Genomic DNA, 23,759 nt, shown 5'->3' on the forward strand with positions numbered 1-23,759 from the left:
CACGTCAAAGCCCTGTTCTGTGCGCGCGAGCGGTGAAAAAGATGCCCGACGGGCTGTCCGCCTCGATTTCACGCAGTTTTTCAAATGTTTGCGTGTCGTAAACCATGACCTTGTTAGCATCGCGCACGCTGATCCAGACCTCGTGTCCGCGCGGCGTGAACTCCATATGCAGCACCGCGGGGCCCGGTTTGAATTCGTGGATGACCTGTTTGGTCACGGAATCGATCACCTGAATCGTGTCGTTCAGCGGGTGGGCGAAATTCACCCAAACCTGCCGACCGTCAGGCCGGGCCATGGCAAAGACAGGCTGGCCGTGGGTCTTGGTGCGCCCGGTCTCGGTCAGGTTGTCGGCATTGATCCACAGAACCTCGTGATGGCCGACGGCGGGCAGAACGAACTCGCGGCCCGTCAATGCCCAGCCTTCCAGATGGGGCATCTTATAGACGGGCATTTCCTCTTGCCCGCGCCCGTAATCGGGCAAGACACGGATCGGTTCGGGATTGTCGGCCCAGAGGTCTAGCGCGGTTAGGCCATCCTCGCCAAAGAGGCCGGTGATATAGGTGCGGCCATTGGCGGTGATCAGCGCGTCATAAGGGTTCTTGCCCATGTCGGGAATTTTGGTGATTTCGGGCGTGCCCTTGGCGAAGTCGGCAATCCAGGTCTCGCCCGTGTCCCACATGGTGAACACGAACCGCCGGCCCGGTGCATCGACCAGACCGATGGTTTTGCTGCCGGTTGGGATGTCGGCGACCATTTCAAGCGTATCGGCGTCGAACACCCGTACCCCACCGGGTTCATAGTTGGATACAGCGACCAGTTCGCCATCGTCCGAGATCGCTCCGCCGATGGCGTTGCCCGCCTGCACGACGCGATTCACCACGGCTCGCGTGACGATATCGACCTTGGTCAGCCCGCCATCGCGCCCGAACACATAGGCAAAGCGTTCATCGGGCGAATAGACCAATGAGGCATGGGACAGATCGCCCAGCCCTTCGATCCGCGCCAGCGCGGCGCGGTCGGACTGGTCCACCAGAAGGACCGACCCTTTGGCGCGTTCGATCACCAGCCCCAGATCTCCGGTGGCTGTGGGTTCCGCTTGTGCGGTGGTCATCAGCAGCGTGGCGGCAAGGCCGAGAATGAGCTGTTTCATTGTGCCTCCGGTTCCAGCAGGTAACGGGCGATCCATTCAGCCTCTTCCTGACTGATCAGGGGTCGCCAGGGGGGCATCGCGGTGTCGGGGATGCCGTCGAGGATGACACTGGTCAGAATCTCGGCATCGTAGTGTTGCAGGGTCTCGGCGCGCAGATCGGGGCCGAGGCCACCTTTCAGCGACAAACCGTGGCACGAGCCGCAATCCTGATGCACGAGACGTTTCAGGGTATCGGGGTCAATAGTGTCGGCGGCAAAGGCCGAGGTGGCCACCACAACTGCGGTTGTCAGCAACACCGAGGGCAGTGACCGCCGACGAAGGGGCGGGAAGCGCCCGCCGGGAGCGGCGTCGGGACGCTGTCCAGCGCCAACGCCAGGCGCAGCGCATCGGCGACCGAACCTAGCCATGCGCCTGCTCCAGCAGTTCCGCCACGGGCCGTTCGGCATAAAGCGAAACCACCTGACCGATGATAAACAATGTCGGGGCCTGAAGGCCGGCGTCACGCACATCTGTTGCGATCCTGTCCAGCCTGGACACAAGCCGCCGTTCGTCGGTCGTGGTAGCCTGGCCCACAGCCATGACAGGGGTTGATCCGGGCAGGTTTTCGGTCATCAGACCCATGGCGATCCGACCGATATTGGCGACGCCCATGTAAACCACCAGCGTCGTGTCCGGATCGGCCAGCCGTTTCCAGTCGAGGTCAAGCACCTTGTCCGCCTGCCGGTGGCCGGTGACATATTGTACTGAGGTCGCCAGCCCGCGATGGGTCAGCGGTACGCCGGTCGAACAGGACGCCCCCTGTGCCGCCGTGATGCCCGGTGCGTATTCCACGGCGATTCCGTGGGCCATCAGATAGGCGGCCTCTTCCGAGCCGCGGCCAAAGATCATCGGATCGCCGCCCTTCAGCCGTGCCACGGAGTGACCGGCCAGGGCCTCTTCCTTCAGGATTTCATTGATACGGTCCTGCGGCACGGTGTGGCATTTCGGGGCCTTGCCGACCGGGATCAGACGCGCGCCGTTCGCGTGCATCGCCAGAATCTCGTCCGAGACCAGACGGTCATAGACCACAACGTCGGCCTCTTGCAGCATCCGCAGGGCGCGCAGGGTCATCAGTTCAGGGTCACCGGGACCGGCACCGATCAGAAAAACCTTACCGCTCATGTGCAAACTCGCTTGTTCTGAAAGTCATCGGAACCCGGGATTTCCTGCGCGAATCCGGTGCAATTACGGGACGTTGCTGGGGTAACCGGGCGTGTCATGGGGGCAAGTTGGCGCAATCGCAAACAAACCTCCTTGACATAAGTTAAGGAGCGCGGGATTTGCCCCCCGCGCTCCTTTGATCTTGCCTGTATTCTTGCCTCGGCTCAGGGTTCGACGGTGATCATTCCGATCATATTCTGCGTCTCCCAGTGGGGCCCGCACAAATAGTCCTGCGGGCCGGGGGTAAGAAAGGTCATCTCAATCACCTCTTCGGGGAAAACCCGGTCGCTTTCAGGTTCGCTACCGTCTTTCAGCAGCACCGAATGGCTGGTGCGTTTGTCGACGTTTACCCAGCGAACCGTTGTCCCTGCCTTGACCGTCAGCTCGGCGGGGCAAAAGTTGTATTTGTACATCAGCACGACTTCGGCGTCTTCAACGACAGAAGAAGGTTGGCCGAACATCTCGACATAGCGCTCTTCGGCCTCGGCGCAGATTGCAGCAGTGTCCTCGTCGGCTGCGAGTGCCGGTGATGCCAAAAGCAATAGTGCAGGAAGAAGTTTTTGGGCTTTCATGATCCAATTCTCCTTTCTGTAAAAGGCAGGGGCCGGATCGTCCGGCCCCCGTCCGTTATTGTTTTACCACATTAATGGTCGCGGCGTCGTCATCCAGCGCGAGGCTGGTGTTCAGCGTCACGTGGTGGAAGCGCGCGGCGGCAAAGTCATCATGGATAGCAAAGCCGACCGTGTAGGTTTTGCCGGGTTCCAGCGGTACATCGCCGGGTGCTCCCGAGTTCAGCGGGCGGCTGAAGACCACGGTCCAGATACCACCGGACAGGTTGGCCGAGGCGGCAATCTCGCCGTCATTGACCACGCGCTGTTCCAGCAGATAGCCGTTGCTGGCGCTGCCATCGGCATAGACACGCATCAGGTCAAGATAGGTGCCGTCGGCCAGATACTGCTCGATCTGTTCTGCGGCCTGCAGCTTGTCCCAGCCACCCAGCGCCTTGTCGCCACGGCCTTTGATCTCGATCTCGGTCCGGCTTTCGCTGATGTACTTGGTCACCGTGTCCTGAGCGGTCAGACGACCCGAGACATCACCATTGGCAGCAATCGCTTCCGCACCTGGATCAAAGGGCATGTAGGAGTTGTCGGCGTGGCACGAGGCCCAGCAGCCCACCTGATCGCCCATTTCGATACCGGTGCCGGTGATCATCATGGCCACTTTGATCTGGTTGTCGGGGTCCATCTTGCCGCCGTCGACAAACGGGGCAGGGTTGTGGCCCGCATCCGACCATTGCAGGCGGATATACAGATTCTCGTCGTCATGCGCGGCCTGAACAGTTGCGTCGATCACACCACGTTTGCCGGGGATCGGCGTCGGCTCCAGATCACCGCCGGCGACAATCTTGTTGCCGATCGCGTCCAGCTCCTTGGCGTGACAGGTCGAGCACTGATCGCCGCCCTTGGTCAGCGGACGGGCACCACCATGGAACTTGCCGTTCTGCGCCCATTCAAACGAAGCCTGACCGGGGTAGAACATCTTCATGTCCGTCGCGGTGACCGAGTTCCAGTCGATGTTGGAAGCGACGTCGCTGCCACCGCCTGCAGGCGCTGCGGCTTCTTCTTCACCGCTTGCGTTGGCGCGCTCGTCAGCAACGGCCGCGTCAACTGCGGCTGCGATTTGAGCCTGAACGGCCTCTTGCTGTGCTGCCTTGGCGGCTTTTTCAGCCTCGGCTTCGGCGGCTTCCTTTGCTTCGATCCGCTCCAGACTGACCAAATATTCCGGAGGAATCGGGCGGATGAAGGCCGGGTTCGGGGTTTCAAGCTTTTCCAGGTACTCTTCGTCGGCCCGGTCGCGGGCGTCCGAGTGTGCAATCCCCTTGTGACAGTCGATACAGGTCTGGCCGATCTCCATCGCGTTCAGGTGTTGCTGACGCGCGCGGGGTTTCTGGAATTCCGGCATCATCGATTCGAAATCGTGACAGTTGCGGCATTCGCGCGAATCGGTGGCCTTCATCCGCTCCCATTCGTTCATCGCCAGGTGCACACGTTTGGCTTCGAATTTTTCGCGGGTGTTGATGGTGCCGACCATCTTGCCATAAAGTTCTTTGGACGCCTTGATCTTGCGAATGATCTTGTGGGTCCAGTCCTTGGGAACGTGGCAGTCGGAACAGACCGCGCCTACGCCGGAACGGTTCACGTCGTGGATCGTGCCGGTGTATTCCTCGTAGACGAAATCGCGCATCTCATGGCACGAGATGCAGAAATCTTTGGTGTTGGTGGCTTCCATGGCGGTGTTGAAACCGCCCCAGAAGATGATTCCGGCGACAAACGCCCCGGCGATTCCGGCCACGGGCATTCCCCACAGGAAATACCGGCGCCAGATCGGTTTTTTCTTATCCGTTTCGGACTGGGTCATATCCAGGCTCCGTTTTGGCTTTATTGTCTGGCCTTGAGTGACAGGCCGGTTGCTATGGCTGATTGGTCACGGGATTGCGTGTACCCGGGAACGCGGAAAGGGCGGGCGAGGGGCCCGCCCTTTCCGTTGGCAGATGCAGTTCGTCAGGTGACGTGGTTCGAACGGTTGTAGACGTTGAACTTGCCGGTCGGGGCATACAGACCCTTGATGCGGCCGATTTCTTCCAGCGTCTTGGCGTCGAAGATCACAATCTCACCATTGGGCTCTTTCGAGTCAGCCAGGTTCCATTTGGAAACCCAGACCTCGGTCCCGTCAGCGTTGAACTCGAAGTGAACGGCAGCATTGCCTTCGTCTTCGGTGATCTGGATCGTCTTCACGATCTCGCCGGTCTCTTTCGAGATAACCTGAACCGACTGCTGAATTTCCGGCTCGGGGTGCTTGGTCTGGTCAGCCCAGATGTAGTCCGAGTTCGGGTGGGTGCGGACAAACAGGCCGGGGCCGTCTGTTTCCACTTCGTAGCAGACCTTCCAGGCATCGTCCGGACGGTTCTCTGGGTCGTTACCCCAGACAGTCACGGTGCCAACGCCGAGGTGGGTTGTGCCAGCCACCGGACCACAGTTCGGGTCAACCCAGTTGGCGCCAGGGCCAGGGTGCGGCAGCGCGGCGGTGTCGATCATCGCCTCAAGCTTGTGAGTTTCTGTGTCGACGACAACCATCTTGTTCGACGCGTTTGCAGCGATCTGGAAGTACCGGCCTGTCGGGTCAAAGAACCCGTCGTGCAGGAACTTGGCCGAGTCGATCTTGTCGATCCGCAGGTTATCCAGATCGGTATAGTCGACTTGCCACAGCTGGCCCAATTCCTTGATCGCGACGATCCAGGTCGGTTCGTTCGGCGTGGTGTAGATTGCGGCCACGCGAGCCTCTTCCACATAGTCGCCGTCCACGTTCACACCGCGGGTCGATACAACCTTGACCGGTTCCATCGTCTGGGCGTCAACGATTGCGAAGTGCGGCGGCCAGTAACCACCACCGATGACGTATTTGCCGTCGCCGGAAACGGCCACGTCGCGTGCGTCATAGGCAATCTTGACTTCGGAGACCAACATGTTCTCGGGCTTTTGCCAGAGGTCGATCTTGGTCATCTTGCCGTCGCGACCCATGGTGTACCAGAAGCGGCCAGGGTGTTCCGGTTCGGTAATGCTGTGGTGTTCCGATGCTTTCAGAACGTGGACAGCGTAACCAGTCGGGATGTGCGTCAGCACTTCTTTGGTGTCGCCGTCGATAACGGCCACTTTACCTACGTCACGCTCGATGACGACGAAGAAGTTTTCCCAGTTGCGGCCGTGCAGCGGCTCGGTCGGATAGTCGGCTTCTTCGACATAGACCTTGCGGGTCGCTTTCATCTGTTCCAGCGACATCTCAGGCGGCTTGGGAGCCTCCATCATGATGTATGTCGCCATATCTTTGATTTCCTGCTCGGTCATGATGTCCGAGAAGTTGTTCATACCGCCTTCGGTACCCCAGGCGATGATTTTTTCAAGACGTTCCTGCCCGAGCTTCAAGGTGCCGCCTTCGGTGACGGTGCCGTCTGCTGCGGTCTTTTTCCAATGCGGTTCAAGGTTTTTGCCGGTGGCGCCCTTGCGCAGCACGCCGTGGCAGCCTGCGCATTGCTCGAAGTAAAGCTGTTTCGAGCTTTCGAAGGCTTCCTCGCTCAGGGTTGGCTCTTGGGCGAATACCGGCGCGGCAACAGTGCCGAGCATCATCGCCAGACCGGCCCCCAAGGCGCGTCCGGTTTTGTTGTAGCTGATTCCAAGTGACATGATCACTCTCCATATGCGTGGTGAGGCAGGGCAGAGAGTGCGGCAACCGGGGGCATGAGCGCCTTGACAAAAGTCAACGGAACTCTCGGAAACGTGAAGCCGTGCGGCGTCATCCCGCCGCAGGGGCGCGCGAATTCCTGAAATCAATTGATTTTGGTTAAGTCCGGCCTTCTCGTCCCCCGCTACTGATTTTCCTACAGGCATGGCAGGCAACAGATGCTGCGGATGCCTGTGACGAGGAAACCGGAAACGCGCCCAGCCCATCGCCAGGGCCGAAGGAGAACAAGAATGTCGTCGATCATCGGTCGCGTCCTGGGCGAGGGATTTCGCATCTTCTTTCTGGCAGCGGGGGTCTATGGTGTCTTCACCGGCTTGATATGGACGTTGTATCTGGGTGGTGTCTCCGAGGGGCCGCTGCGCAGCGAAGCGCCGGTCCTGTGGCACGCGCACGAGATGATTTTTGGCTATGCCACCGCAGCTATAGGCGGGTTTTTTCTGACGGCGGTTCCCAATTGGACCAATACGCCGGGCGCGCGGCACGGGTTCATTGCCCTCGCCGCCGGTCTGTGGCTCGGCGGGCGGTTGGCGGTCTGGTATGCGGGGCTGTTGCCGCCGGTCTGGGTTGCGGTTCTCGATCTGGCTTTCATTCCCGTTCTGGCCGTGAAGATCCTGTCCCAGTTGGTGAAACGTCCAAAGCCCCAGAATGTGATGTTCCTGCTGTTTCTCACCTTTCTCTGGGTGGCCGACCTCTTGGTGCATCTTGAGTGGCTGGGGATCACCCAGGACAGCGCACAGGCCGGTTTGCGGGGCGGTCTGACGACGATTTGCGCCCTGATCTCGGTCCTCGGCGGCCGTATCACGCCGGCCTTCACCCGCAACGCAATGAAGCGCTCGGGCGTGGCCGAGAGTCGCTGGCCAAAGAGTTTTCCGCCGATCGAACGCACGGCTCTTGTAATGGCGCTGGCTCTGCCTCCACTGGTCATGATGGGCGCGCCGGTCTGGTCGCTGGGCCCGATTGCCATCCTGTTCGGAGTGACTCAGGCAGTACGCCTGTCCCGCTGGGGTGGCATTTGGTGTCTGCGCCAACCGATTCTCTGGTCCTTGCATGTGGGTCTGGCCATGTTGGCGTTGGGCATGGTGCTTTGGGGTCTATCGGCGTTGGGCCTCGGCAGCGAAGTTGCCGCACTGCACGTACTGGGCATCGGCTGCGTCGGCGGCATGACACTGGCGGTGATGAGCCGCGCCACGCTGGGCCATTCCGGGCGTGAACTTGTTGCTCCTGCCCCTATGGTTCTGGCCTATGCGCTTATGGCAGGGGCGGCCCTGCTGAGGTGGATCGGTGCGGAGCTGGACGGTGGATACCTTATCGCGATGCTGGCGACCGGTGGTTTGTGGGTGACCGCATTCGCGCTTTACATCGCATCCATGTGGCCTGCCCTGACCGGGCCAAGAGTGTCCGCCGCGGGTTAGCCTGGCCCGCGACTGCCAGAACGCTCCAGAGATACCCTCCGGCCTCGCATTCACGACAAATCGGTTATGATCTGCTATCCTTCCAGCCATTGAGTTGGGGGATTTTATATGTTTTTGAAAAGAAATTTGTGTCCATTCCTTTTGATAGCGACTGTCAGCGGGACGGCAAATGCGGCGACAGTCACCGTTGATGTCATCGCTACGAACGCAGAGACGAGCGCCTTTAATCTGTTTTCTTCCGGCGGGATGAATTCAGCGGGCACTGTCTCGTATCCATTCCATGCGCTTGGGGCCGGCCCGTTCGATGGCTACGGCGTCGCAACCATTGATACTGCGGCAAATGTGGATTCGGTCGCACCTTTCGCATCAAGAAGTTACGGAATGCCGATCATCAACGATGCTGGTCAGGTTTTGACGGTGCGTTCTCCGGACGGGCAGGCGCAGTTGCTCCGGATCGAGGCTGATGATTCAATCACGCCAATTGCAATTTGGGACTTTTCCGATCCCGCCAACGGGGATTTTGCGAATTTCGGCCGCTATTCGATGAACAGTCTTGGCGAAGTCGCACTGGAAGTGACCACGTTGGACGGCAGACAACAGATCGTCAAATTCACTGAGGACGGATCAGGCTGGAGCGTTGTCGCCGAGACAACCGGTGAATTGGCGCTTTCAGGCGCGCCGGACATCAACGATCTGGGCGTTGTGGCTTTTGCGGCGTCGCATACATCCGACGGATTTGGTATCTATACTGGCGACGGCACAACAACTGCGGTGCGCTCAGTCGATCTGGAAGGAACGGTCGGTGCGATCAATCTTCGACCGGATCTCAACAATGACGGTGATATTCTCATCAATGCGAACAACAAGCTGTTAGTTTGGGAAAACGGTAGTCAGACCGATGACCTGAACCTGATACTCGATGAATCCAGCGGGTCCCCCACAATTTCCCAGGCGTGGCACAACAGCAGCGATGAAATTGCATATGTCGTTGACGGGTCTCTCTTCATGAACGGCGAACGTGTGCTGGGTGTCGGCGATTCTTTTGAAAACGGAACAATCACAAACAGTCACGTAGCTGCAATCGAAGGATTGAACGAAAACGGGCAGGTTCTGATTGTCTTTGAGAATGATGAGCTCGGCCCTTCTGGGAACGCCTTACGGTTCGTTGTCAGGGTGAACCCGGAAGGGACAGTCGTTGATAACCCGAATTTGCCAACAGAAACGCTCAATCCAGGCGATGCCGGAAATCCAACAATTCACATTCGGAATATCGTACCGATCTTCGTACGCGATTTACCCAGTGTGCCACAGCCGCCTACGTCACCGGTGTCACCGATTATCGTGGACCCTCCTTTGCCAGTGCCTGTCGCGGTTTTCGCAGACCCCATTGTCGCGACCGGGTTCATCTATTCGCTCGAAGCGGGCGCTCCAAACTTCGCTGGCCTGTACCTGCCAGACCCTCTGTCAATCGCGGACAATCTTTTTACCTTGGAATTTATCTTTGGCGGATTGCTGCAAAGTTTCGAAATCGCACCGGGAAACTTCTTTGATTTCACCTACTTCACATCGGATGGCATTTCGCAATTCTCGATTCTCGGCATCGACCCGGCTGCCGGCGCTGATCCGAATCTGCCATTTACCGTGGGCCTTTCCTTCGTCGAAGACGGGTTTCGGGCAAATCTTTTCATTGATGCCATCACGGTAGATACAGATGCTCAGGAACCATCGCCGGTGCCTCTTCCCGCACCCGTTTGGATGCTTGGATCAATCCTGATCGGCTTGCATGGCTGGCGATCATGTATCCGGCGGAGAAAACGCGTCTGAGCGCATCGACGCTCACTGCGCTCGTTGAACCGCCGCAAGCCAGGGCCGGTAAAAGACGTCTTGTTGGTGCTTGTGCCGCCTGAAACGCCGGATCTGCTTCGCAAGAGCATCGTCGCCCGAACGCTGCGGCAGACGGTTCGGATTCCGCTGTGCAGATGGGAATTCCCTGATTTCCTTCCGACAATTTGTCCCGCCTCGCCGGGCCTTGACTTTGGTTAAGGCGTTCCTATGCGCCAGCAGCCATTTTCCCTGCACCAGCAATGCGGCGCAAAGGAGAGCGCAATGCGAGAAGTCATGACCAAGAGCATGGCTCGTAACATATTCTATGGCGGGTCACTGTTCTTTATTTTAATCTTTCTGGCCCTGTCGGCCCACTCACACTGGTATATCGTCAATTCCGAGAATGCGGCGAAGCTTGATGAAAGTGTGATCCGGGGCAAACATGTCTGGGAAAAACACGCCTGCATCAATTGTCACTCGATTCTGGGTGAAGGAGCCTATTTCGCCCCCGAGGTCGGCAATGTGATGACGCGTTGGGGTGTTCTGGACGACCCGGAATCAGCCTTTGAGTCCCTCAAGGGCTGGATGGAAGCGCAGCCCACCGGCATTCCCGGTCGCCGGCAGATGCCTAATTTCAACCTGAGTGACGAAGAGATCCGCGATCTGGCCAACTTCCTGATCTGGACGGACAATATCGACGCTCAGGACTGGCCCCCGAATGATGCGGGCTGAGAAGGGAACTGAGCAATGAAATACGAATCCCAAAAAGTCGCGCTAGCCTATTTTGCGGTGGCCATGGCGCTGTTTGCGGTCCAGGTTCTGGGCGGCCTTCTGGCCGGTCTGATCTATGTATCGCCCAACTTCCTGAGCGAGCTTTTGCCGTTCAACATTGTGCGGATGCTGCACACGAACGCGCTGATCGTCTGGCTGATCCTCGGGTTCTTCGGTGCCGCCTACTTCCTGATCCCGGAAGAGGCGGAACGCGAAATCCACTCAACCAAACTGGCCTATCTTCAGTTGCTGATCCTCGTGGTCGGTACTTTGGGCGTGGTGCTGACCTATGTCTTCAACCTGTTCGAAGGCAACTGGCTGCTGGGTAAAGAGGGACGCGAGTTCCTTGAACAGCCCAAATGGGTCAAGGCCGGCATCGTCGTTGCCGCGCTGATCTTCCTTTACAACGTGTCTATGACCGTTCTGAAGGGTAAGAAGACCGCCATCACCAACATCCTGCTGTTGGGACTGTGGGGTCTGGCGCTGCTGTTCCTTTTCGCCTTCTACAACCCCGGCAACCTGTCCCTGGACAAGCAATACTGGTGGTATGTTGTGCACCTGTGGGTCGAAGGTGTGTGGGAATTGATCATGGCCTCGATCCTGGCCTATCTGATGCTGAAGCTGACCGGTGTTGACCGTGAGGTGGTCGAGAAGTGGCTGTATGTCATCGTCGCCGCCGCGCTGTTCTCGGGTATCCTCGGCACCGGCCACCACTACTACTGGATCGGTACGCCCGGTTACTGGCAGTGGATCGGTTCGATCTTCTCGAGCCTCGAAGTGATCCCGTTCTTTGCGATGATGGCCTTTGCCTTCGTCATGGTCTGGAAGGGCCGTCGTGACCACCCCAACAAGGCCGCGCTGCTGTGGTCGCTGGGCTGTGCTACGCTCGCCTTCTTTGGTGCCGGTGTCTGGGGCTTCCTGCATACGCTGCACGGTGTCAACTATTACACCCACGGCACGCAGATCACCGCGGCCCACGGTCACCTGGCCTTCTACGGTGCCTATGTCTGCCTCAACCTGGCGATCTTCACCTATGCGATGCCGATCCTGAAGAACCGTGATCCGTACAATCAGGTGCTGAACATGGGCAGCTTCTGGCTGATGACCAGCGGCATGGTCTTCATGACCTTTGTGCTGACCTTCGCCGGTACCGTCCAGACTCACATGCAAAGAGTTGTCGGCGACTACTTCATGGATGTGCAGGATCAGGTTGCCGTCTTCTATTGGATGCGCCTTGGTTCGGGTGTCGTCGTGGTCCTTGGCGCGCTGCTGTTCATCTACTCGATCTGGGTTCCCCGGAAAGAGTTGGTCGAACCTGGCCCGCTTGAGCGCGACCGCCTGGAAAAGGACCCTGACCATATGGCAGCGGAGTAATGAAAATGGATGGTTCTATGAGCCTTGGAACGGGGGCGGCTGACGCCCCCTTCTACCTGCCCCAGGGCGACGAATGCGATGTATTCTGCGCCGCGTATAACAACAACCTGCCGGTGCTGCTGAAAGGCCCGACCGGCTGCGGCAAAACCCGCTTTGTGGCGCATATGGCCGCCAAGCTTGGCCGCCCGCTTTACACCGTGGCCTGTCACGATGACCTCGCCGCTGCCGATTTGATCGGACGTTACCTGCTGAAAGGCGGCGAAACCATCTGGGTTGACGGCCCACTGACCCGCGCCGTACGCGAAGGCGCGATCTGTTACCTCGACGAGGTGGTTGAGGCGCGCAAGGACGTCACCGTCGTTTTGCACCCGCTGACCGACGACCGACGCATCCTGCCGATCGATCGCACCGGCGAAGAGCTTGAGGCCGCACCCGGCTTCATGCTGGTGGCCTCTTACAACCCCGGTTACCAAAATATCCTGAAAACCCTGAAACCCTCGACCCGTCAACGCTTTATCTCGCTGGAGTTCGATTTCCCGTCGCCCGAGATGGAGGTGAAAGTTGTGGCCGAGGAAAGCGGTCTGGCGCTCGAGCGCTGCAAACCGCTGGTCCGGCTTGCAGGCAAGCTGCGCGGTCTCAAGGGTCAGGATCTTGAGGAAGGCGTCTCCACCCGTCTGGTCGTTTATGCCGCGACGCTGATCGCGCAGGGCATGTCCACCGACCGCGCCATCCTTGCCGCCATGATCGAACCTCTCACCGATGACGAGGATATCAAACGCGGGCTCCTCGATCTTGTCACGGCCGTCTTTGGGTGAGGCCGACCGATGGTCAGGATCGACTTTGAGCCATGGGAACCCGAAGAAACCATCGGGAAACTGTGGCACACCCTTGCCAGCCGTCTCGATGCACCCCAGGTGCATGTTGGAGCCGCGGTCGACCTTTCTGAGGTCGCGGGGCGGCTGGCCGTCCTCTTCCGAGGACTTGGGGGTAGTCCGGGCGTAGAATTGCGCCCGGTCTCACCCGAGGTTTCGCGCCACCGTCTAAGCTGGCGCCGCCGTCTCGCCACCGAGGCCGAGATGATGCCCCGCGCCTCGTTCGATGGCGAGGTGTTGCGCCTGCCCGACAGTCTGGCCGTTTTCCCTGCGCGCGAAGCAAACGGCGCGCTTTATGTCTGGTTGGCCGCCACTGCGGCTCATGCCGGAACCCGAATTGATGAAGACGACCCCCTGCGCGCCGATCTACGCGCCCTGACGGCTGCACAGGCGATGGTCGCGGCGACGCTGGCAGACGCCCCTGGCCTGCGCCCACTGTATACTGAACTCTGCAAAGGTGTGCTGTATCAGCGCGACCTTCCCGGCCTGCCCCCGATGGAAGCCGCGGTCGAAGAACTCATCCGCAACATGCTGGGCGATCCCACGCCCCTTTCGTCGACGGCTGAACAGCTTCTGGTGTTGGATGGTGAACTGACCGCTCCGCGCGGCTATCAACCGATGCGGCCCGTTCCATTATGGCCCGACCTACGCGCCGTTGGCTTTTCCGAACATAACGAGGTCGAAAATCCCGACACCGAAGGCCCGCCCGAGGAATCCGGCGAGAAAACCCACCGCGCTCGTCGCCGCAAATCGGATCAGGCCAGCCGCAGCGACAGTTTCATCCTGCACAAGTTCGAAGCAATCCTCAGCTGGGCCGAGTTCCTGAACATCAACCGGCGCATCGACGATGACGATCCTGACAATGCCAAAAAGGCCGCCGACGATCAGGAAGAGATCGGGCTGGGGCAGATTTCCAAGGCGCCGCCCACCAAGCTGAAACTGCATCTGGACCTCGCGCCCGAAGATGTGAACCGAGAGCGTCTGTCTGGCCGTATCCTCTATCCTGAATGGGATGTGCGCACGGGGCAGTACCTGCCCGATCATGTCAACGTCCTGCTCTCGGACGCAGATATCCGCGAAGATGCCGCCGAGTTCGGCAAGGATCCCGCCACCACCCGCCGTATCCGCGCCGTGAAACGTCAGTTCGAAGCGCTGCGCCCGGGCCGCGTGATGACTCGCGGTCATCTGGATGGCGATCAACTGGATATCGAGGCCGCCGTTCGGGCACAGGTGGACCGCTGCGCCAATGGCGAGGCGACAGAGCGGGTCTGGATGCAGTCCCGCCCCGAGGCGCGCGATCTGGCGGTGTCGATCCTGCTGGATGTCAGCCGCTCGACCGAAAGTGCGGTCGCGGGTCGTGCCGTCATAGACATCGAACGCGAGGCGCTGGCGGCGCTGGCCTGGGGGCTGAATGCCTGCGGTGACGATTTCGCGATCCATGCCTTTAGTTCGCTCAAGCGGCACCGTGTCTATGTCCAGCGCTGCAAGGGGTTTGACGAGCAGATGGGAGCCACCGTGGAACAGCGCATCGCCTCTTTGCGGCCCGGCCACTATACCCGTCTTGGCGCGGCAATCCGGCACGCGTCGGCCGATCTGGCCGGCCAGGTCCGCAAACGCCGCCTGCTGCTGGTCATCACCGACGGAAAGCCCAACGATCTGGACCATTACGAAGGCCGCCACGGCATCGAGGACACCACCATGGCGGTTCGCGAGGCGCGCCGCGCCGGGCAATCGGTTTTTGGAGTCACCATCGACAAGACCGGCAAAAGCTGGTTCCCACGCATGTTCGGGCAGGGCGGATTTGCCGTCATCCCCGACCCGAACCGCCTGACAATGGCGCTGCCGCAGATCTATCGCCAACTGGTCGGCGCATGAGTGACGGCGGCGTACAACCCAGGGGCCTGATCGACGAACTTCCCGGCGAGTTGCTCATGTGGGTGCTGATCGTCAGCGAATTACTGGTGTTCGGCGCGGGGCTCGCCGGCTTCATGGCGGTGCGCCTGACCGACCCCGCAGGATTTGCCGAGGCGCAGTCGCATCTGTATCGCACCGGGGCCGCGCTCAATACCGCGGTGCTGGTCACGTCCGGTTATCTGGCGGCCAAGGCGCTGGCATGGCGCCGTGCGGGCCAGCGCAAAGCGCCGCGTGTTGCCCTGGTTTCGGCTGCACTGTTGGGTGTACTGTTCCTGATCATCAAAGGTGCGGAGTATGCGGGAAAGGCGGCCGAGGGTATCGGTTTCGACACCCATCCGTTTTTCATGTTCTACTATCTGCTGACGGGCTTTCACGCCGCCCATGTTCTGGCCGGAGCGGGCATCCTGCTGTTGGTGGCCTGGCGCGACGACCCGGCCAATATCGAGGCCGGATCGCAGTTCTGGCATATGGTCGATCTTGTCTGGATTATGCTCTTTCCGGCGATCTATCTGTTGGGGTAGCGCGAATGATTTCCTTTCATACCAAATACGAGCATTCCGACCGCCTCACGGGCGCGTGGATCATGCTACTGGCGCTCAGCCTGATAACCGCGCTGCTGACCATCTTGCCATTGCCGCCAAGTCTTGCAGGTGCGGGAATCCTGTTTCTGGCACTCGCCAAAGCCCGCGTCATCCTTGCCCGCTATCTGGATCTGGAACAAAGCCCGGCCTGGCTGCGGGGGTTTACGCTGGCTCTGACAAGTTTCACTCTTCTGCTGCTCGGGCTCTATTTGATTTGAACGCGGCGCAGGCGGCGAACATTTCGGATCGCCCGTAAGAATTTTCGGAACGCTTTCCATTCAGCCGAAGGGGAGGGGCCGATCGTTGACGTCCCGATGCGTGCATTAGGGTGATCATGATGGTCCGATCGGCGGCGATCTGCTGAATCAAATGACGTAACTGCAGTCAACAGGTTGTATCAAAAATGTGTATCGTTCTGTCTTTCGAAAAGTTCAATTGGCTATAAAAATAAGAGAAATTGCTACAACGCAGGGAATCAGAAATTCTGTGCGGATGTAAATGAAACTTGAAGCTGGGTTTAAAGACTGGACAAAGCTGCCGTCCTTGACAGACCTGCGCGCCTTCGACGCTGTTGCGAATGCGCATAGTTTCAGCGCTGCTGCCCGAATGTTGAATGTCACGCATGCCGCGGTGGCATTGCAGGTGAAAGGGCTTGAGGATCATCTGGGTGTACAACTGGCTATGCGCTCGCCAACCGGTGTCACACTCACGCCGCAAGGAAAAGCGCTGGCCGAACATCTGCAAACCGGATTTGCTGCCATTGTCGAAGGGGTTCACAGCATTCAGGACAGCGAGCAGGACAGACCTGTCCGGGTGACGACAACCGCCTTTTTCGCAGAAGCGGTGATCTTTCCCCGAATGACCTCGTTCTGGGGGGCAAATCCAGGTGCCGAGATTTCGTTTCTTTCCTCTGACGACGTGGTTGATATCGTGACTGAAAATATCGATCTGGCCATTTGCGCGGGGAGTGGAAACTGGCCGGGCCTGAATGCGGAGCTGCTGATCGAAAGTCCTGCGCTTGCTTTAGCCGCGCCTTCGCTGGTGGATGATCCTGACACCGGCTCCGATAGAGATCACGCACAGGTCCCGATTTTTCATAGTAGCACCACCGTGGAAGCAGCGCCCGGCAGTCGCAAGATTTGTCACGTGGCTCAGGGAAGTCGGGCAATTGACTGCTGACGATGCTATCTTTCAATAGCATCCGGTTTGCCAACGGGTCGGCTTGATGGAGCTGGAGTAACGGCTCACGGCCCCGGCGGACGGCGTTTCAGGTCTTGAATGCTGCCGCCAGACTATCCGGCAGATCGAATTCGTTCAGCGCCCGTGCACGCGCCACTGCCGACATCTTGCGGGCGGTCTTTTCCACGATGCGTTGGATTTTCTCGGCGGAGTGCTTTTCGGCGAACGGGGCAAAGTACCACTTGAGGAACACGAAACAGATTACATCCTCCAACGCCTGAATCTCGGCGTCGCGTTTGATGCCTTCCTTGCGCAGCATCCGGCCCGCCGCATCGGTCTCCTGCGGGTCATATCCGGCATCTGCCATCAGATTCATGACCACGTCCGCATGATGTACGCCCTGCGCCTTGCGCCAAGCCAGATAACCGGCGCGACCTTCGGGGTATTGCATCCGTGCCAGTTTCCAGCGCTCCACATGCTGACCGCGCGCGGCGATCTGCAACACTTCAGAAGCGTCGGGAAACAGCCGGTTCAACTCGGAACTCATCCTTTCGCCGTACAGCAACGCCGCCGGGCGACCCTCTTCGGGATTGGGGTCCGCCTCGTTTGCTGCGTCAATCGACGCAAGAACTCTGTTCATTCGTTCGCTCATCAGCGGCTCCAGTTCTCGGCAGGGTCGCTTTCAGTATAGTCGCGCAACGTCCCGATATCGGCGATTTCGGCGTGGTTTCGTTTCACGGTTACCCCGGCCCCTTTTAGCCGCGAAAACGCCCGGCTCAGGCTTTCCGGCTTCATGCCCAGACGCCCGGCAATGAGCATTTTGTCATAGGGCAGTGTCACATCGCAGGAACCCTGGTCGCGGTCGCACAGGTTGAGCAGAAACTCGGCCACCCGCTGCGCCCCCGTTTGCGCCTTCAACTGCTCCAACTGCGCCACCAGAGAATGCAGGTGTGTAAATGTCGCAGCCAGGATCGATACGCAGATCTCGGGGTCTTCTTTCATCAGTGAAACGAATACGTGGCTGGGAACATGCATCACTTCACAGGTCGAGACCGCCTCGGCCGAGACCGGATAGGGCAAATTACGAAGCGCCACAGCCTCGCCAAAGCTTTCGCCGCGGGTAAAGACGCTCACCACGGCCTCGGCCCCCGTTGGCGACATGCGAAACAGTTTGACCCAGCCGCTGATCACCACATGAATCGCCTGCGCCTTTTCCTCTTGCAGGAAAATCGTCTCGCCGCGTTCATAATTGCGCCAAATTGCGTGGCTCAGCAGGGTGTTCACATGCTGATCCGGCAATGAGCGAACCAGCACGGATTGCCGTGCGATTGCCTTTTGTGCTTCATGCGCCACGCGCTTTTCCCCTCTGGTCCTTTGGCTGGCTCTTTTCGGCCTATAGATCTGTCCGCGATCAAGCTAGTGCAAAGCGCCGTACTCCGCACCTGAATTTTCCTTCCGTCAAAGTCAACCCCGTCTGATCTCTTGACTATTGTCATTTGGCCAGCCGCGACGTCGCATTAGTCTCGTGCCCAACCTCAGAATTTCCGGGAGAAGCCAGTCATGGATTACGAGCGTTATTTCACCCAGAGCCTCGACGCATTGAGGGATGAGGGAAACTATCGGGTCTTCATCGACCTCCAGCGCCGCTGCGGCGCGTTTCCGAACGCCCGGCAAACCGACGGGCCGGTGCAGCGTGATGTACGGATCTGGTGCTCGAACGACTATCTGGGCATGGGCCAGCATCCAACGGTTCTGGCCGCGATGCACGACGCGCTCGACCGCTGCGGAGCCGGGGCCGGGGGCACGCGAAACATTTCGGGCACCACGCATGATCATGTGCTGCTTGAGACCGAACTGGCCGATCTGCATGGCAAGGAGGCGGCGCTGCTGTTCACCTCGGGCTATGTCTCGAACTGGGCGGCACTGGGCACGCTGGCCTCGAAAGTCCCCGGCATGATCGTCTTTTCCGATGCGCTGAATCATGCCTCGATGATCGAAGGTATCCGCCATTCGCGTGCGCAGAAGGTAATCTGGAAGCACAACGACCTCGAAGATCTGGAAGCCAAACTGGCGGCTGCCGATCCCGATGCACCCAAGATGATCGCATTTGAATCCGTCTATTCCATGGACGGTGACATTGCCCCCATCAAGGAGATCTGCGATCTGGCGGACAAATATGGCGCCATGACCTATCTCGACGAGGTGCACGCCGTCGGTCTTTACGGCCCGCGCGGCGGCGGCATTGCCGAGCGTGAAGGTCTGATGGACCGCCTTACGGTCATCGAGGGCACACTGGGCAAGGCCTTCGGCGTGGTCGGTGGCTATATCGCCGCATCTGCCGCTCTGTGTGACTTCGTGCGCAGCTTTGCCAGCGGCTTCATCTTTACGACCGCCCTGCCGCCCGCTGTTGCTGCCGGGGCCGCCGCCTCGATTCGTCATCTGAAGCAGTCGGCCGTCGAACGCGACACGCAAAAGGCCCGCGTGGCGCAGGTGCGCGACCTGCTGGACGCCGAGGGCATTCCGCATCTGCCCAACCCAAGCCACATTATCCCGGTGATGGTGGGCGATCCGGTCAAGTGCAAATTCATCTCAGACACGCTGCTGGAGGAATTCGGCATCTATATCCAGCCGATCAACTATCCGACCGTACCCAAGGGAACCGAGCGACTGCGGATCACGCCATCGCCGGTGCACACGGACGAGGATATCGACCATCTGGTGGGCGCACTGTCGCAACTTTGGCAGCGGTGTCGGATCGCCCGAATGCCGATTGCGGCGCAATAAACCGAAGTTCCCTTCCCTGCACCTTGCGGCGGCTTTCCCAGCCGCCGCTTTTTTAGGTCTCGTGCCGGGACTTGAAGCGTTCGAAATCCGCCACGCTCGGCTGCACGCCGGTAAAAACCTCGATATAGTCCGGCATGTTGGCGATCCGGCTTTCCCTGTTTTCCTCGATCCGCATCGAGATATAGCCGACCTGCGTATACATCACGGTCAGGGCGCGCACTTCGGCCTGGGATTGCGGATAACCGAACCGCTGGAACATCGCCACCAAGGCGTTCTGCCGCGTCTTGTCGGCTGCGTTCAGGCGCGGCTCCAGTGCCGGGTCGTTGCGCGCCCAATTGCGGATGGCCAGATCGAGCCTGGCATCGAACAACGTGTCGTCCAGCCAGCAGTCGAATAGGTTGAACATCGCTTCGACGATTGTGCCCGCATAAGCCTGGGTCCGGGCGACCAGATTGCCGGTGTTTTTGTCTTCCCAATGCCGGATCATCGCTTCGAGCAGCGCGTCGCGATCCTTGAAATGCCAATAGAACCCGGTGCGCGCGACGCCCAGACGTTTAGCCAGAGGCATCACCTTGACGGCCTCGACGCCGTTTTCGGTCAGCAACTCGTAAGCCGCCGTCAGCCAGGCTACTTCGGTTCCACCTTGTTTCAATTCTTCGATCATCGGCGTGCCGTATCAGTTCCAGGTAGGTTTCACAATATTATTGACACATATGTCAAGATACGCAACACATATGTCGACTCATGCAACTCTGTGCCAGGAATCGCTTCATGACAGCCGAGACCCCAGCCCGCGCTCGCCGCGCCCGCCGCAATTCCGGAAAGTCGTCCCGCTCGGCAGAGCCGGGACAGAACCTGCATCTGAGGGTTCCCTACATCACCCGCCGCATTCCGACCTATGATCTTCTGGGCGAGGATAGTCTGGAGCGGATCGAAGCGACCGCCGACCGTATCCTGGCCGAAATCGGCATAGAGGTGCGGGAGGACGCCGAGGCGGTGCGGCTGTACAAGCAGGCCGGTGCGGTAGTGACGGATGTGTCCGCCGAGGCCTGGAACATCAGGTTCGAACCGGGCATGGTGCGCGAGATTCTCAAAACCGCGCCGGCGCGCTTCACCCAATGTGCGCGCAATCCGGTCAACAATGTCGAGATCGGCGGCGACGCGATGGTTTTCGCGCCATCCTATGGCTCTCCGTTCGTGATGGATCTGGACAATGGCCGCCGGTACGGCACCATCGCGGATTTCGAAAATCTGGTGAAGCTGGCGCAATCCTCGCCGTGGCTGCACCATTCCGGCGGCACCATTTGCGAACCGACCGATATCGCGGTGAACAAGCGACACCTCGACATGGTTTACGCGCATATGCGCTATTCCGACCGCGCCTTTCTGGGCTCGATTACAGCGCCCGAGCGCGCCGCCGACAGTGTCGAGATGTGCCGTATTCTGTTCGGGCCGGAATTCGTTGACCGGAACTGCGTGATCATGGGCAATTTCAACACCACCTCGCCGCTGATACTGGACGGGGTGACAACCGCCGGTATCCGCACCTATGCCGAGGCGGGACAAGGGTCGATCCATTTGCCGTTCCTGTTGGGCGGCGCGGTGTCGCCGCTGACAATGGCCGGGGCGGTGGCACAGTGTCTGGCGGAATCGATGGCCTCTTGCGCACTGACCCAGCTGGTGCGCCCCGGTGCCCCCGCCATTCTGGCCGGGTTCCTGTCGTCAATGTCGCTGCGGTCCGGTTCGCCCACTTTTGGAACGCCGGAACCGGCGCTCGGGTCACTGGTCATGGGGCAACTGGCGCGCCGTCTGAACCTGCCGCTTCGCTGCGCGGGCAATTTCTCGACCTCCAAGGCGCCCGACGGGCAGGCGATGCAGCAGGCGATGATGTCGATGATGTCGGCGGTGCAGGGTGGGGCGAATTACATCCTGCACTCGGCGGGGTTTGTCGACGGCCTGCTTTCCATGTCCTATGAGAAGTTTGTGATGGACACTGACATGTGCGGCGCATTGCATTCCTATCTGGCGGGTCTCGAAGTGACCGATGACACGTTGGGCTTCGAGGCGCTGGCGCAGAACGGGCCGGGTGAACATCTGTTCGGCACCAATCACACGCTGCGCCACTACGAAACCGCCTATTGGGACAGTGGTCTGAACGACGACCAGCCGTTCGAGACCTGGGACGAGCAGGGCGGCGCCGACTATGCCCAACGCGCCAACAAACGCTGGAAGGATCTGTTGAACGCCTATCAAGCGCCGCCGATAGACGAAGGCACCGATGAGGCGCTGAAGGACTTCATGGCCCGCAAAAAGGCGTCGATGGCGGACGCCTGGTATTGAGGAGATATGACATGTCCAACGACCCGCTCCTGCAGCCTTATCAACTCAAGCATCTGACCCTGCGCAACCGGATCATGACCACCAGTCATGAACCGGCCTATCCCGAAGACGGAATGCCCAAGGAGCGCTATGCCGCCTATCACGCGGAGCGCGCCAAGGCGGGTGTGGCATTGGCCATGACGGCGGGGTCGGCGGCTGTTTCCAAAGACAGCCCGCCGGTCTTCAACAACATCCTCGCATATAAGGACGAGGTGGTGCCATGGATCAGGAACCTGACCGATGCCTGCCACGAACATGGTTGCGCGGTGATGATCCAGCTCACCCATCTGGGTCGGCGCACCGGCTGGGCCAAGGGCGACTGGCTGCCGTCGGTCAGTTCCTCGAAGCATCGCGAACCGGCGCACAGGTCGTTTCCGAAACTGGCCGAGGATTGGGATATCGAACGCATCATCTCGGATTTTGCCGATGCCACCGAGCGGATGAAAGAGGGCGGCATGGACGGGATCGAGTTGCAGGTTTACGGCCATCTGCTCGATCAGTTCTGGTCGCCGCTCACCAACGATCTGGACGGCCCTTATGGCGGTCAGACGCTGGACAGCCGCCTGAAGCTGCCCTTTGACGTGCTGCGCGCCATCCGCAAGCGGGTGGGCGACGATTTCATCGTCGGCCTGCGCTATACGGCTGACGAAGCCGAGGAGGGCGGAATTTCGCCCGAAGAGGGCCTGGAAATCTCACGCCGCCTTGCCGATAGCGGCATGGTCGATTTCCTCAATGTCATCCGGGGGCGCATCCACACCGACCCGGCGATGACCGATGTGATTCCGGTGCAGGGGATGAAGAACGCGCCGCATCTGGATTTTGCCGGGCGGGTCAAAAAAGAGATTGGCCTGCCGACCTTCCACGCCTCGAAAATTCCCGATGTCGCCACCGCGCGCCACGCTATTGCGGCGGGGCTGCTGGATATGGTGGGCATGACCCGCGCGCATATGGCCGACCCGCATATCGTGAAAAAGATCGTCGAGGGGCGCGAGGACGATATCCGACCCTGTGTTGGCGCAACCTATTGCCTTGACCGGATTTATCAGGCGGGTGAGGCGCTGTGCATGCACAACGCCGCGACGGGCCGCGAACTGACTATGCCGCACGAGATCACGCCCGCCGCCAGCCGCAAGAAGGTGGTGATCGTCGGGGCGGGTCCTGCCGGCCTGGAAGCCGCGCGCGTCGCCGCCGAACGCGGCCATGACGTGACCGTGTTCGAGGCGCAGCCCGATCCCGGCGGGCAGGTGCGGCTGACCGCGCAGAACCAGCGCCGCCGCGAGATGATCGGCATCATCGACTGGCGCATGGCGCAATGCGCCGCGCGCGATGTTGAGTTCCGCTTCAATACGTGGGCCGAGGCCGGGGATGTCACCGCTCTGAACCCGGATGTGGTCATCGTGGCCACGGGCGGCATTGCGAATATCGAGCTGTTTGAAAGCGGAGCGGAGAACGATCTGGTCGTCAGCGCCTGGGATTTGATCTCGGGCGACGTGAAACCGGGCCAGAATGTGCTGATTTACGATGAAAGCGGTGATCATCCCGGCCTGATGGCCGCCGAGGTTGCCGCCAACGCGGGCAGCGCGGTCGAGGTGATGACGCCGGACCGCATGTTTGCGCCCGACATCATGGGCATGAACCTTGTTCCATACATGCGTGCGCTGCAGGACAAGGACACGACCTTTACGGTCGCCCGGCGACTGCTGGACGTGCAGCGTGAGGGCAATCGGTTGAAGGCGGTCATCGGAACGGATTACAGCGATTTCAAATCCGAAGAGACCTATGACCAGGTTGTGGTGAATTATGGCACCATGCCGCTGGCCGATCTTTATTTCGATCTCAAACCCATGTCGTCGAATTGTGGCGCGGTGGACTATGGCGCGCTTGTTGCGGGCCGGCCTCAGGACGTGACCCGCAATTCGGGCGGCAGCTTCAAGCTGTTCCGGATCGGAGACGCGGTCAGCGCCCGCAACACCCATGCCGCGATCTATGACGCATTGCGGCTGGTCAAGGATATCTGACCACG

21 protein-coding genes are annotated in these 23,759 nt (G+C 59.8%); 12 read left to right on the plus strand and 9 right to left on the minus strand.

What is annotated here, in order from left to right; all coding sequences use genetic code 11:
* Positions 1-4: 4 nt before the first annotated feature.
* The 6 genes from ACR0AO_RS00085 to ACR0AO_RS00110 all read right to left on the minus strand — a co-directional run bounded on the left by ACR0AO_RS00085 (position 5) and on the right by ACR0AO_RS00110 (position 6,588).
* Positions 5-1,150 (minus strand): cytochrome D1 domain-containing protein, encoded by a 1,146-nt coding sequence (locus tag ACR0AO_RS00085; RefSeq protein WP_480598392.1) that lies wholly within the window; start codon positions 1,148-1,150, stop codon positions 5-7.
* Positions 1,147-1,557: a c-type cytochrome gene (locus ACR0AO_RS00090; RefSeq protein WP_480598394.1), complete on the minus strand. Its 411-nt coding sequence runs from the start codon at positions 1,555-1,557 to the stop codon at positions 1,147-1,149. Before ACR0AO_RS00090 ends, ACR0AO_RS00085 begins: the two co-directional genes overlap by 4 nt.
* Entirely contained in the window at positions 1,550-2,311 is a 762-nt protein-coding gene (cobA, locus tag ACR0AO_RS00095; RefSeq protein WP_480598396.1) for a uroporphyrinogen-III C-methyltransferase, read from the minus strand. The genes ACR0AO_RS00090 and cobA overlap by 8 nt, the downstream gene beginning before the upstream one ends.
* Before the next feature lie 203 nt (positions 2,312-2,514).
* Entirely contained in the window at positions 2,515-2,922 is a 408-nt protein-coding gene (locus tag ACR0AO_RS00100) for a cupredoxin domain-containing protein (RefSeq protein WP_480598399.1), read from the minus strand.
* Positions 2,923-2,977: 55 nt separating this feature from the next.
* Positions 2,978-4,768, minus strand: coding sequence for a NapC/NirT family cytochrome c (locus tag ACR0AO_RS00105; protein ID WP_480598402.1), 1,791 nt, complete (start codon positions 4,766-4,768; stop codon positions 2,978-2,980).
* 143 nt (positions 4,769-4,911) lie between these two features.
* Positions 4,912-6,588, minus strand: a complete 1,677-nt coding sequence (locus tag ACR0AO_RS00110) for a cytochrome D1 domain-containing protein (RefSeq protein WP_480598404.1) — start codon at positions 6,586-6,588, stop codon at positions 4,912-4,914.
* A gap of 288 nt (positions 6,589-6,876) precedes the next feature.
* Here ACR0AO_RS00110 and ACR0AO_RS00115 point away from each other — a divergent pair, with 288 nt between their 5' ends.
* From ACR0AO_RS00115 to ACR0AO_RS00155, 9 genes are all read left to right on the plus strand, one after another.
* Positions 6,877-8,058, plus strand: coding sequence for an NnrS family protein (locus ACR0AO_RS00115; protein ID WP_480598406.1), 1,182 nt, complete (start codon positions 6,877-6,879; stop codon positions 8,056-8,058).
* Positions 8,059-8,166: 108 nt separating this feature from the next.
* Positions 8,167-9,882: a hypothetical protein gene (locus ACR0AO_RS00120; protein WP_480598408.1), complete on the plus strand. Its 1,716-nt coding sequence runs from the start codon at positions 8,167-8,169 to the stop codon at positions 9,880-9,882.
* A gap of 282 nt (positions 9,883-10,164) precedes the next feature.
* Positions 10,165-10,614 (plus strand): c-type cytochrome, encoded by a 450-nt coding sequence (locus ACR0AO_RS00125; protein ID WP_480598411.1) that lies wholly within the window; start codon positions 10,165-10,167, stop codon positions 10,612-10,614.
* Between the two features lie 15 nt (positions 10,615-10,629).
* On the plus strand, positions 10,630-12,027 hold the full coding sequence (locus ACR0AO_RS00130; protein ID WP_480598413.1) for a cbb3-type cytochrome c oxidase subunit I: 1,398 nt from the start codon (positions 10,630-10,632) through the stop codon (positions 12,025-12,027).
* 5 nt (positions 12,028-12,032) lie between these two features.
* Entirely contained in the window at positions 12,033-12,842 is an 810-nt protein-coding gene (locus ACR0AO_RS00135) for an AAA family ATPase (RefSeq protein WP_480598416.1), read from the plus strand.
* Between the two features lie 9 nt (positions 12,843-12,851).
* Positions 12,852-14,774, plus strand: a complete 1,923-nt coding sequence (locus ACR0AO_RS00140; protein WP_480598419.1) for a nitric oxide reductase activation protein NorD — start codon at positions 12,852-12,854, stop codon at positions 14,772-14,774.
* Positions 14,771-15,334 (plus strand): cytochrome c oxidase subunit 3, encoded by a 564-nt coding sequence (locus tag ACR0AO_RS00145; RefSeq protein WP_480598421.1) that lies wholly within the window; start codon positions 14,771-14,773, stop codon positions 15,332-15,334. Before ACR0AO_RS00140 ends, ACR0AO_RS00145 begins: the two co-directional genes overlap by 4 nt.
* A gap of 5 nt (positions 15,335-15,339) precedes the next feature.
* Positions 15,340-15,612, plus strand: a complete 273-nt coding sequence (locus ACR0AO_RS00150) for a cytochrome C oxidase subunit IV family protein (RefSeq protein WP_480598423.1) — start codon at positions 15,340-15,342, stop codon at positions 15,610-15,612.
* Between the two features lie 280 nt (positions 15,613-15,892).
* A complete protein-coding gene (locus tag ACR0AO_RS00155) occupies positions 15,893-16,573 on the plus strand; it encodes a LysR family transcriptional regulator (RefSeq protein WP_480598425.1) in 681 nt (226 codons plus the stop codon).
* An 88-nt stretch (positions 16,574-16,661) separates the two neighbouring features.
* Here the strand turns inward: ACR0AO_RS00155 and ACR0AO_RS00160 are convergent, their stop codons facing one another.
* A complete protein-coding gene (locus ACR0AO_RS00160) occupies positions 16,662-17,225 on the minus strand; it encodes a DUF4202 domain-containing protein (RefSeq protein WP_480598427.1) in 564 nt (187 codons plus the stop codon).
* Positions 17,225-17,926, minus strand: coding sequence for a Crp/Fnr family transcriptional regulator (locus tag ACR0AO_RS00165; RefSeq protein ID WP_480598429.1), 702 nt, complete (start codon positions 17,924-17,926; stop codon positions 17,225-17,227). Before ACR0AO_RS00165 ends, ACR0AO_RS00160 begins: the two co-directional genes overlap by 1 nt.
* A gap of 207 nt (positions 17,927-18,133) precedes the next feature.
* Between ACR0AO_RS00165 and hemA the strand changes: the two genes are divergently transcribed.
* Positions 18,134-19,357, plus strand: coding sequence for a 5-aminolevulinate synthase (hemA, locus tag ACR0AO_RS00170; RefSeq protein WP_480598433.1), 1,224 nt, complete (start codon positions 18,134-18,136; stop codon positions 19,355-19,357).
* Positions 19,358-19,409: 52 nt separating this feature from the next.
* On the opposite strand, the gene ACR0AO_RS00175 is transcribed toward hemA, so the two are convergent.
* A complete protein-coding gene (locus ACR0AO_RS00175) occupies positions 19,410-20,021 on the minus strand; it encodes a TetR/AcrR family transcriptional regulator (protein WP_480598437.1) in 612 nt (203 codons plus the stop codon).
* 107 nt (positions 20,022-20,128) lie between these two features.
* Between ACR0AO_RS00175 and ACR0AO_RS00180 the strand changes: the two genes are divergently transcribed.
* Both ACR0AO_RS00180 and ACR0AO_RS00185 read left to right on the plus strand, forming a co-directional pair.
* Positions 20,129-21,697 carry a trimethylamine methyltransferase family protein gene (locus ACR0AO_RS00180; protein ID WP_480598442.1) on the plus strand — a complete coding sequence of 523 codons (1,569 nt, stop codon included), beginning with the start codon at positions 20,129-20,131 and terminating at the stop codon, positions 21,695-21,697.
* An 11-nt stretch (positions 21,698-21,708) separates the two neighbouring features.
* Positions 21,709-23,754, plus strand: coding sequence for an FAD-dependent oxidoreductase (locus ACR0AO_RS00185; RefSeq protein ID WP_480598446.1), 2,046 nt, complete (start codon positions 21,709-21,711; stop codon positions 23,752-23,754).
* Positions 23,755-23,759: the final 5 nt, after the last annotated feature.

This window comes from Ruegeria sp. AF8 (assembly GCF_056541825.1).

Bases quoted from the DNA above. Each gene is read 5' to 3' on its own strand.
- ACR0AO_RS00085 (WP_480598392.1), bottom strand. From the start codon at position 1,150: ATGAAACAGCTCATTCTCGGCCTTGCCGCCACGCTGCTGATGACCACC.
- ACR0AO_RS00090 (WP_480598394.1), bottom strand. From the start codon at position 1,557: ATGGCTAGGTTCGGTCGCCGATGCGCTGCGCCTGGCGTTGGCGCTGGA.
- cobA (WP_480598396.1), bottom strand. From the start codon at position 2,311: ATGAGCGGTAAGGTTTTTCTGATCGGTGCCGGTCCCGGTGACCCTGAA.
- ACR0AO_RS00100 (WP_480598399.1), bottom strand. From the start codon at position 2,922: ATGAAAGCCCAAAAACTTCTTCCTGCACTATTGCTTTTGGCATCACCG.
- ACR0AO_RS00105 (WP_480598402.1), bottom strand. From the start codon at position 4,768: ATGACCCAGTCCGAAACGGATAAGAAAAAACCGATCTGGCGCCGGTAT.
- ACR0AO_RS00110 (WP_480598404.1), bottom strand. From the start codon at position 6,588: ATGTCACTTGGAATCAGCTACAACAAAACCGGACGCGCCTTGGGGGCC.
- ACR0AO_RS00115 (WP_480598406.1), top strand. From the start codon at position 6,877: ATGTCGTCGATCATCGGTCGCGTCCTGGGCGAGGGATTTCGCATCTTC.
- ACR0AO_RS00120 (WP_480598408.1), top strand. From the start codon at position 8,167: ATGTTTTTGAAAAGAAATTTGTGTCCATTCCTTTTGATAGCGACTGTC.
- ACR0AO_RS00125 (WP_480598411.1), top strand. From the start codon at position 10,165: ATGCGAGAAGTCATGACCAAGAGCATGGCTCGTAACATATTCTATGGC.
- ACR0AO_RS00130 (WP_480598413.1), top strand. From the start codon at position 10,630: ATGAAATACGAATCCCAAAAAGTCGCGCTAGCCTATTTTGCGGTGGCC.
- ACR0AO_RS00135 (WP_480598416.1), top strand. From the start codon at position 12,033: ATGGATGGTTCTATGAGCCTTGGAACGGGGGCGGCTGACGCCCCCTTC.
- ACR0AO_RS00140 (WP_480598419.1), top strand. From the start codon at position 12,852: ATGGTCAGGATCGACTTTGAGCCATGGGAACCCGAAGAAACCATCGGG.
- ACR0AO_RS00145 (WP_480598421.1), top strand. From the start codon at position 14,771: ATGAGTGACGGCGGCGTACAACCCAGGGGCCTGATCGACGAACTTCCC.
- ACR0AO_RS00150 (WP_480598423.1), top strand. From the start codon at position 15,340: ATGATTTCCTTTCATACCAAATACGAGCATTCCGACCGCCTCACGGGC.
- ACR0AO_RS00155 (WP_480598425.1), top strand. From the start codon at position 15,893: ATGAAACTTGAAGCTGGGTTTAAAGACTGGACAAAGCTGCCGTCCTTG.
- ACR0AO_RS00160 (WP_480598427.1), bottom strand. From the start codon at position 17,225: ATGAGCGAACGAATGAACAGAGTTCTTGCGTCGATTGACGCAGCAAAC.
- hemA (WP_480598433.1), top strand. From the start codon at position 18,134: ATGGATTACGAGCGTTATTTCACCCAGAGCCTCGACGCATTGAGGGAT.
- ACR0AO_RS00175 (WP_480598437.1), bottom strand. From the start codon at position 20,021: ATGATCGAAGAATTGAAACAAGGTGGAACCGAAGTAGCCTGGCTGACG.
- ACR0AO_RS00180 (WP_480598442.1), top strand. From the start codon at position 20,129: ATGACAGCCGAGACCCCAGCCCGCGCTCGCCGCGCCCGCCGCAATTCC.
- ACR0AO_RS00185 (WP_480598446.1), top strand. From the start codon at position 21,709: ATGTCCAACGACCCGCTCCTGCAGCCTTATCAACTCAAGCATCTGACC.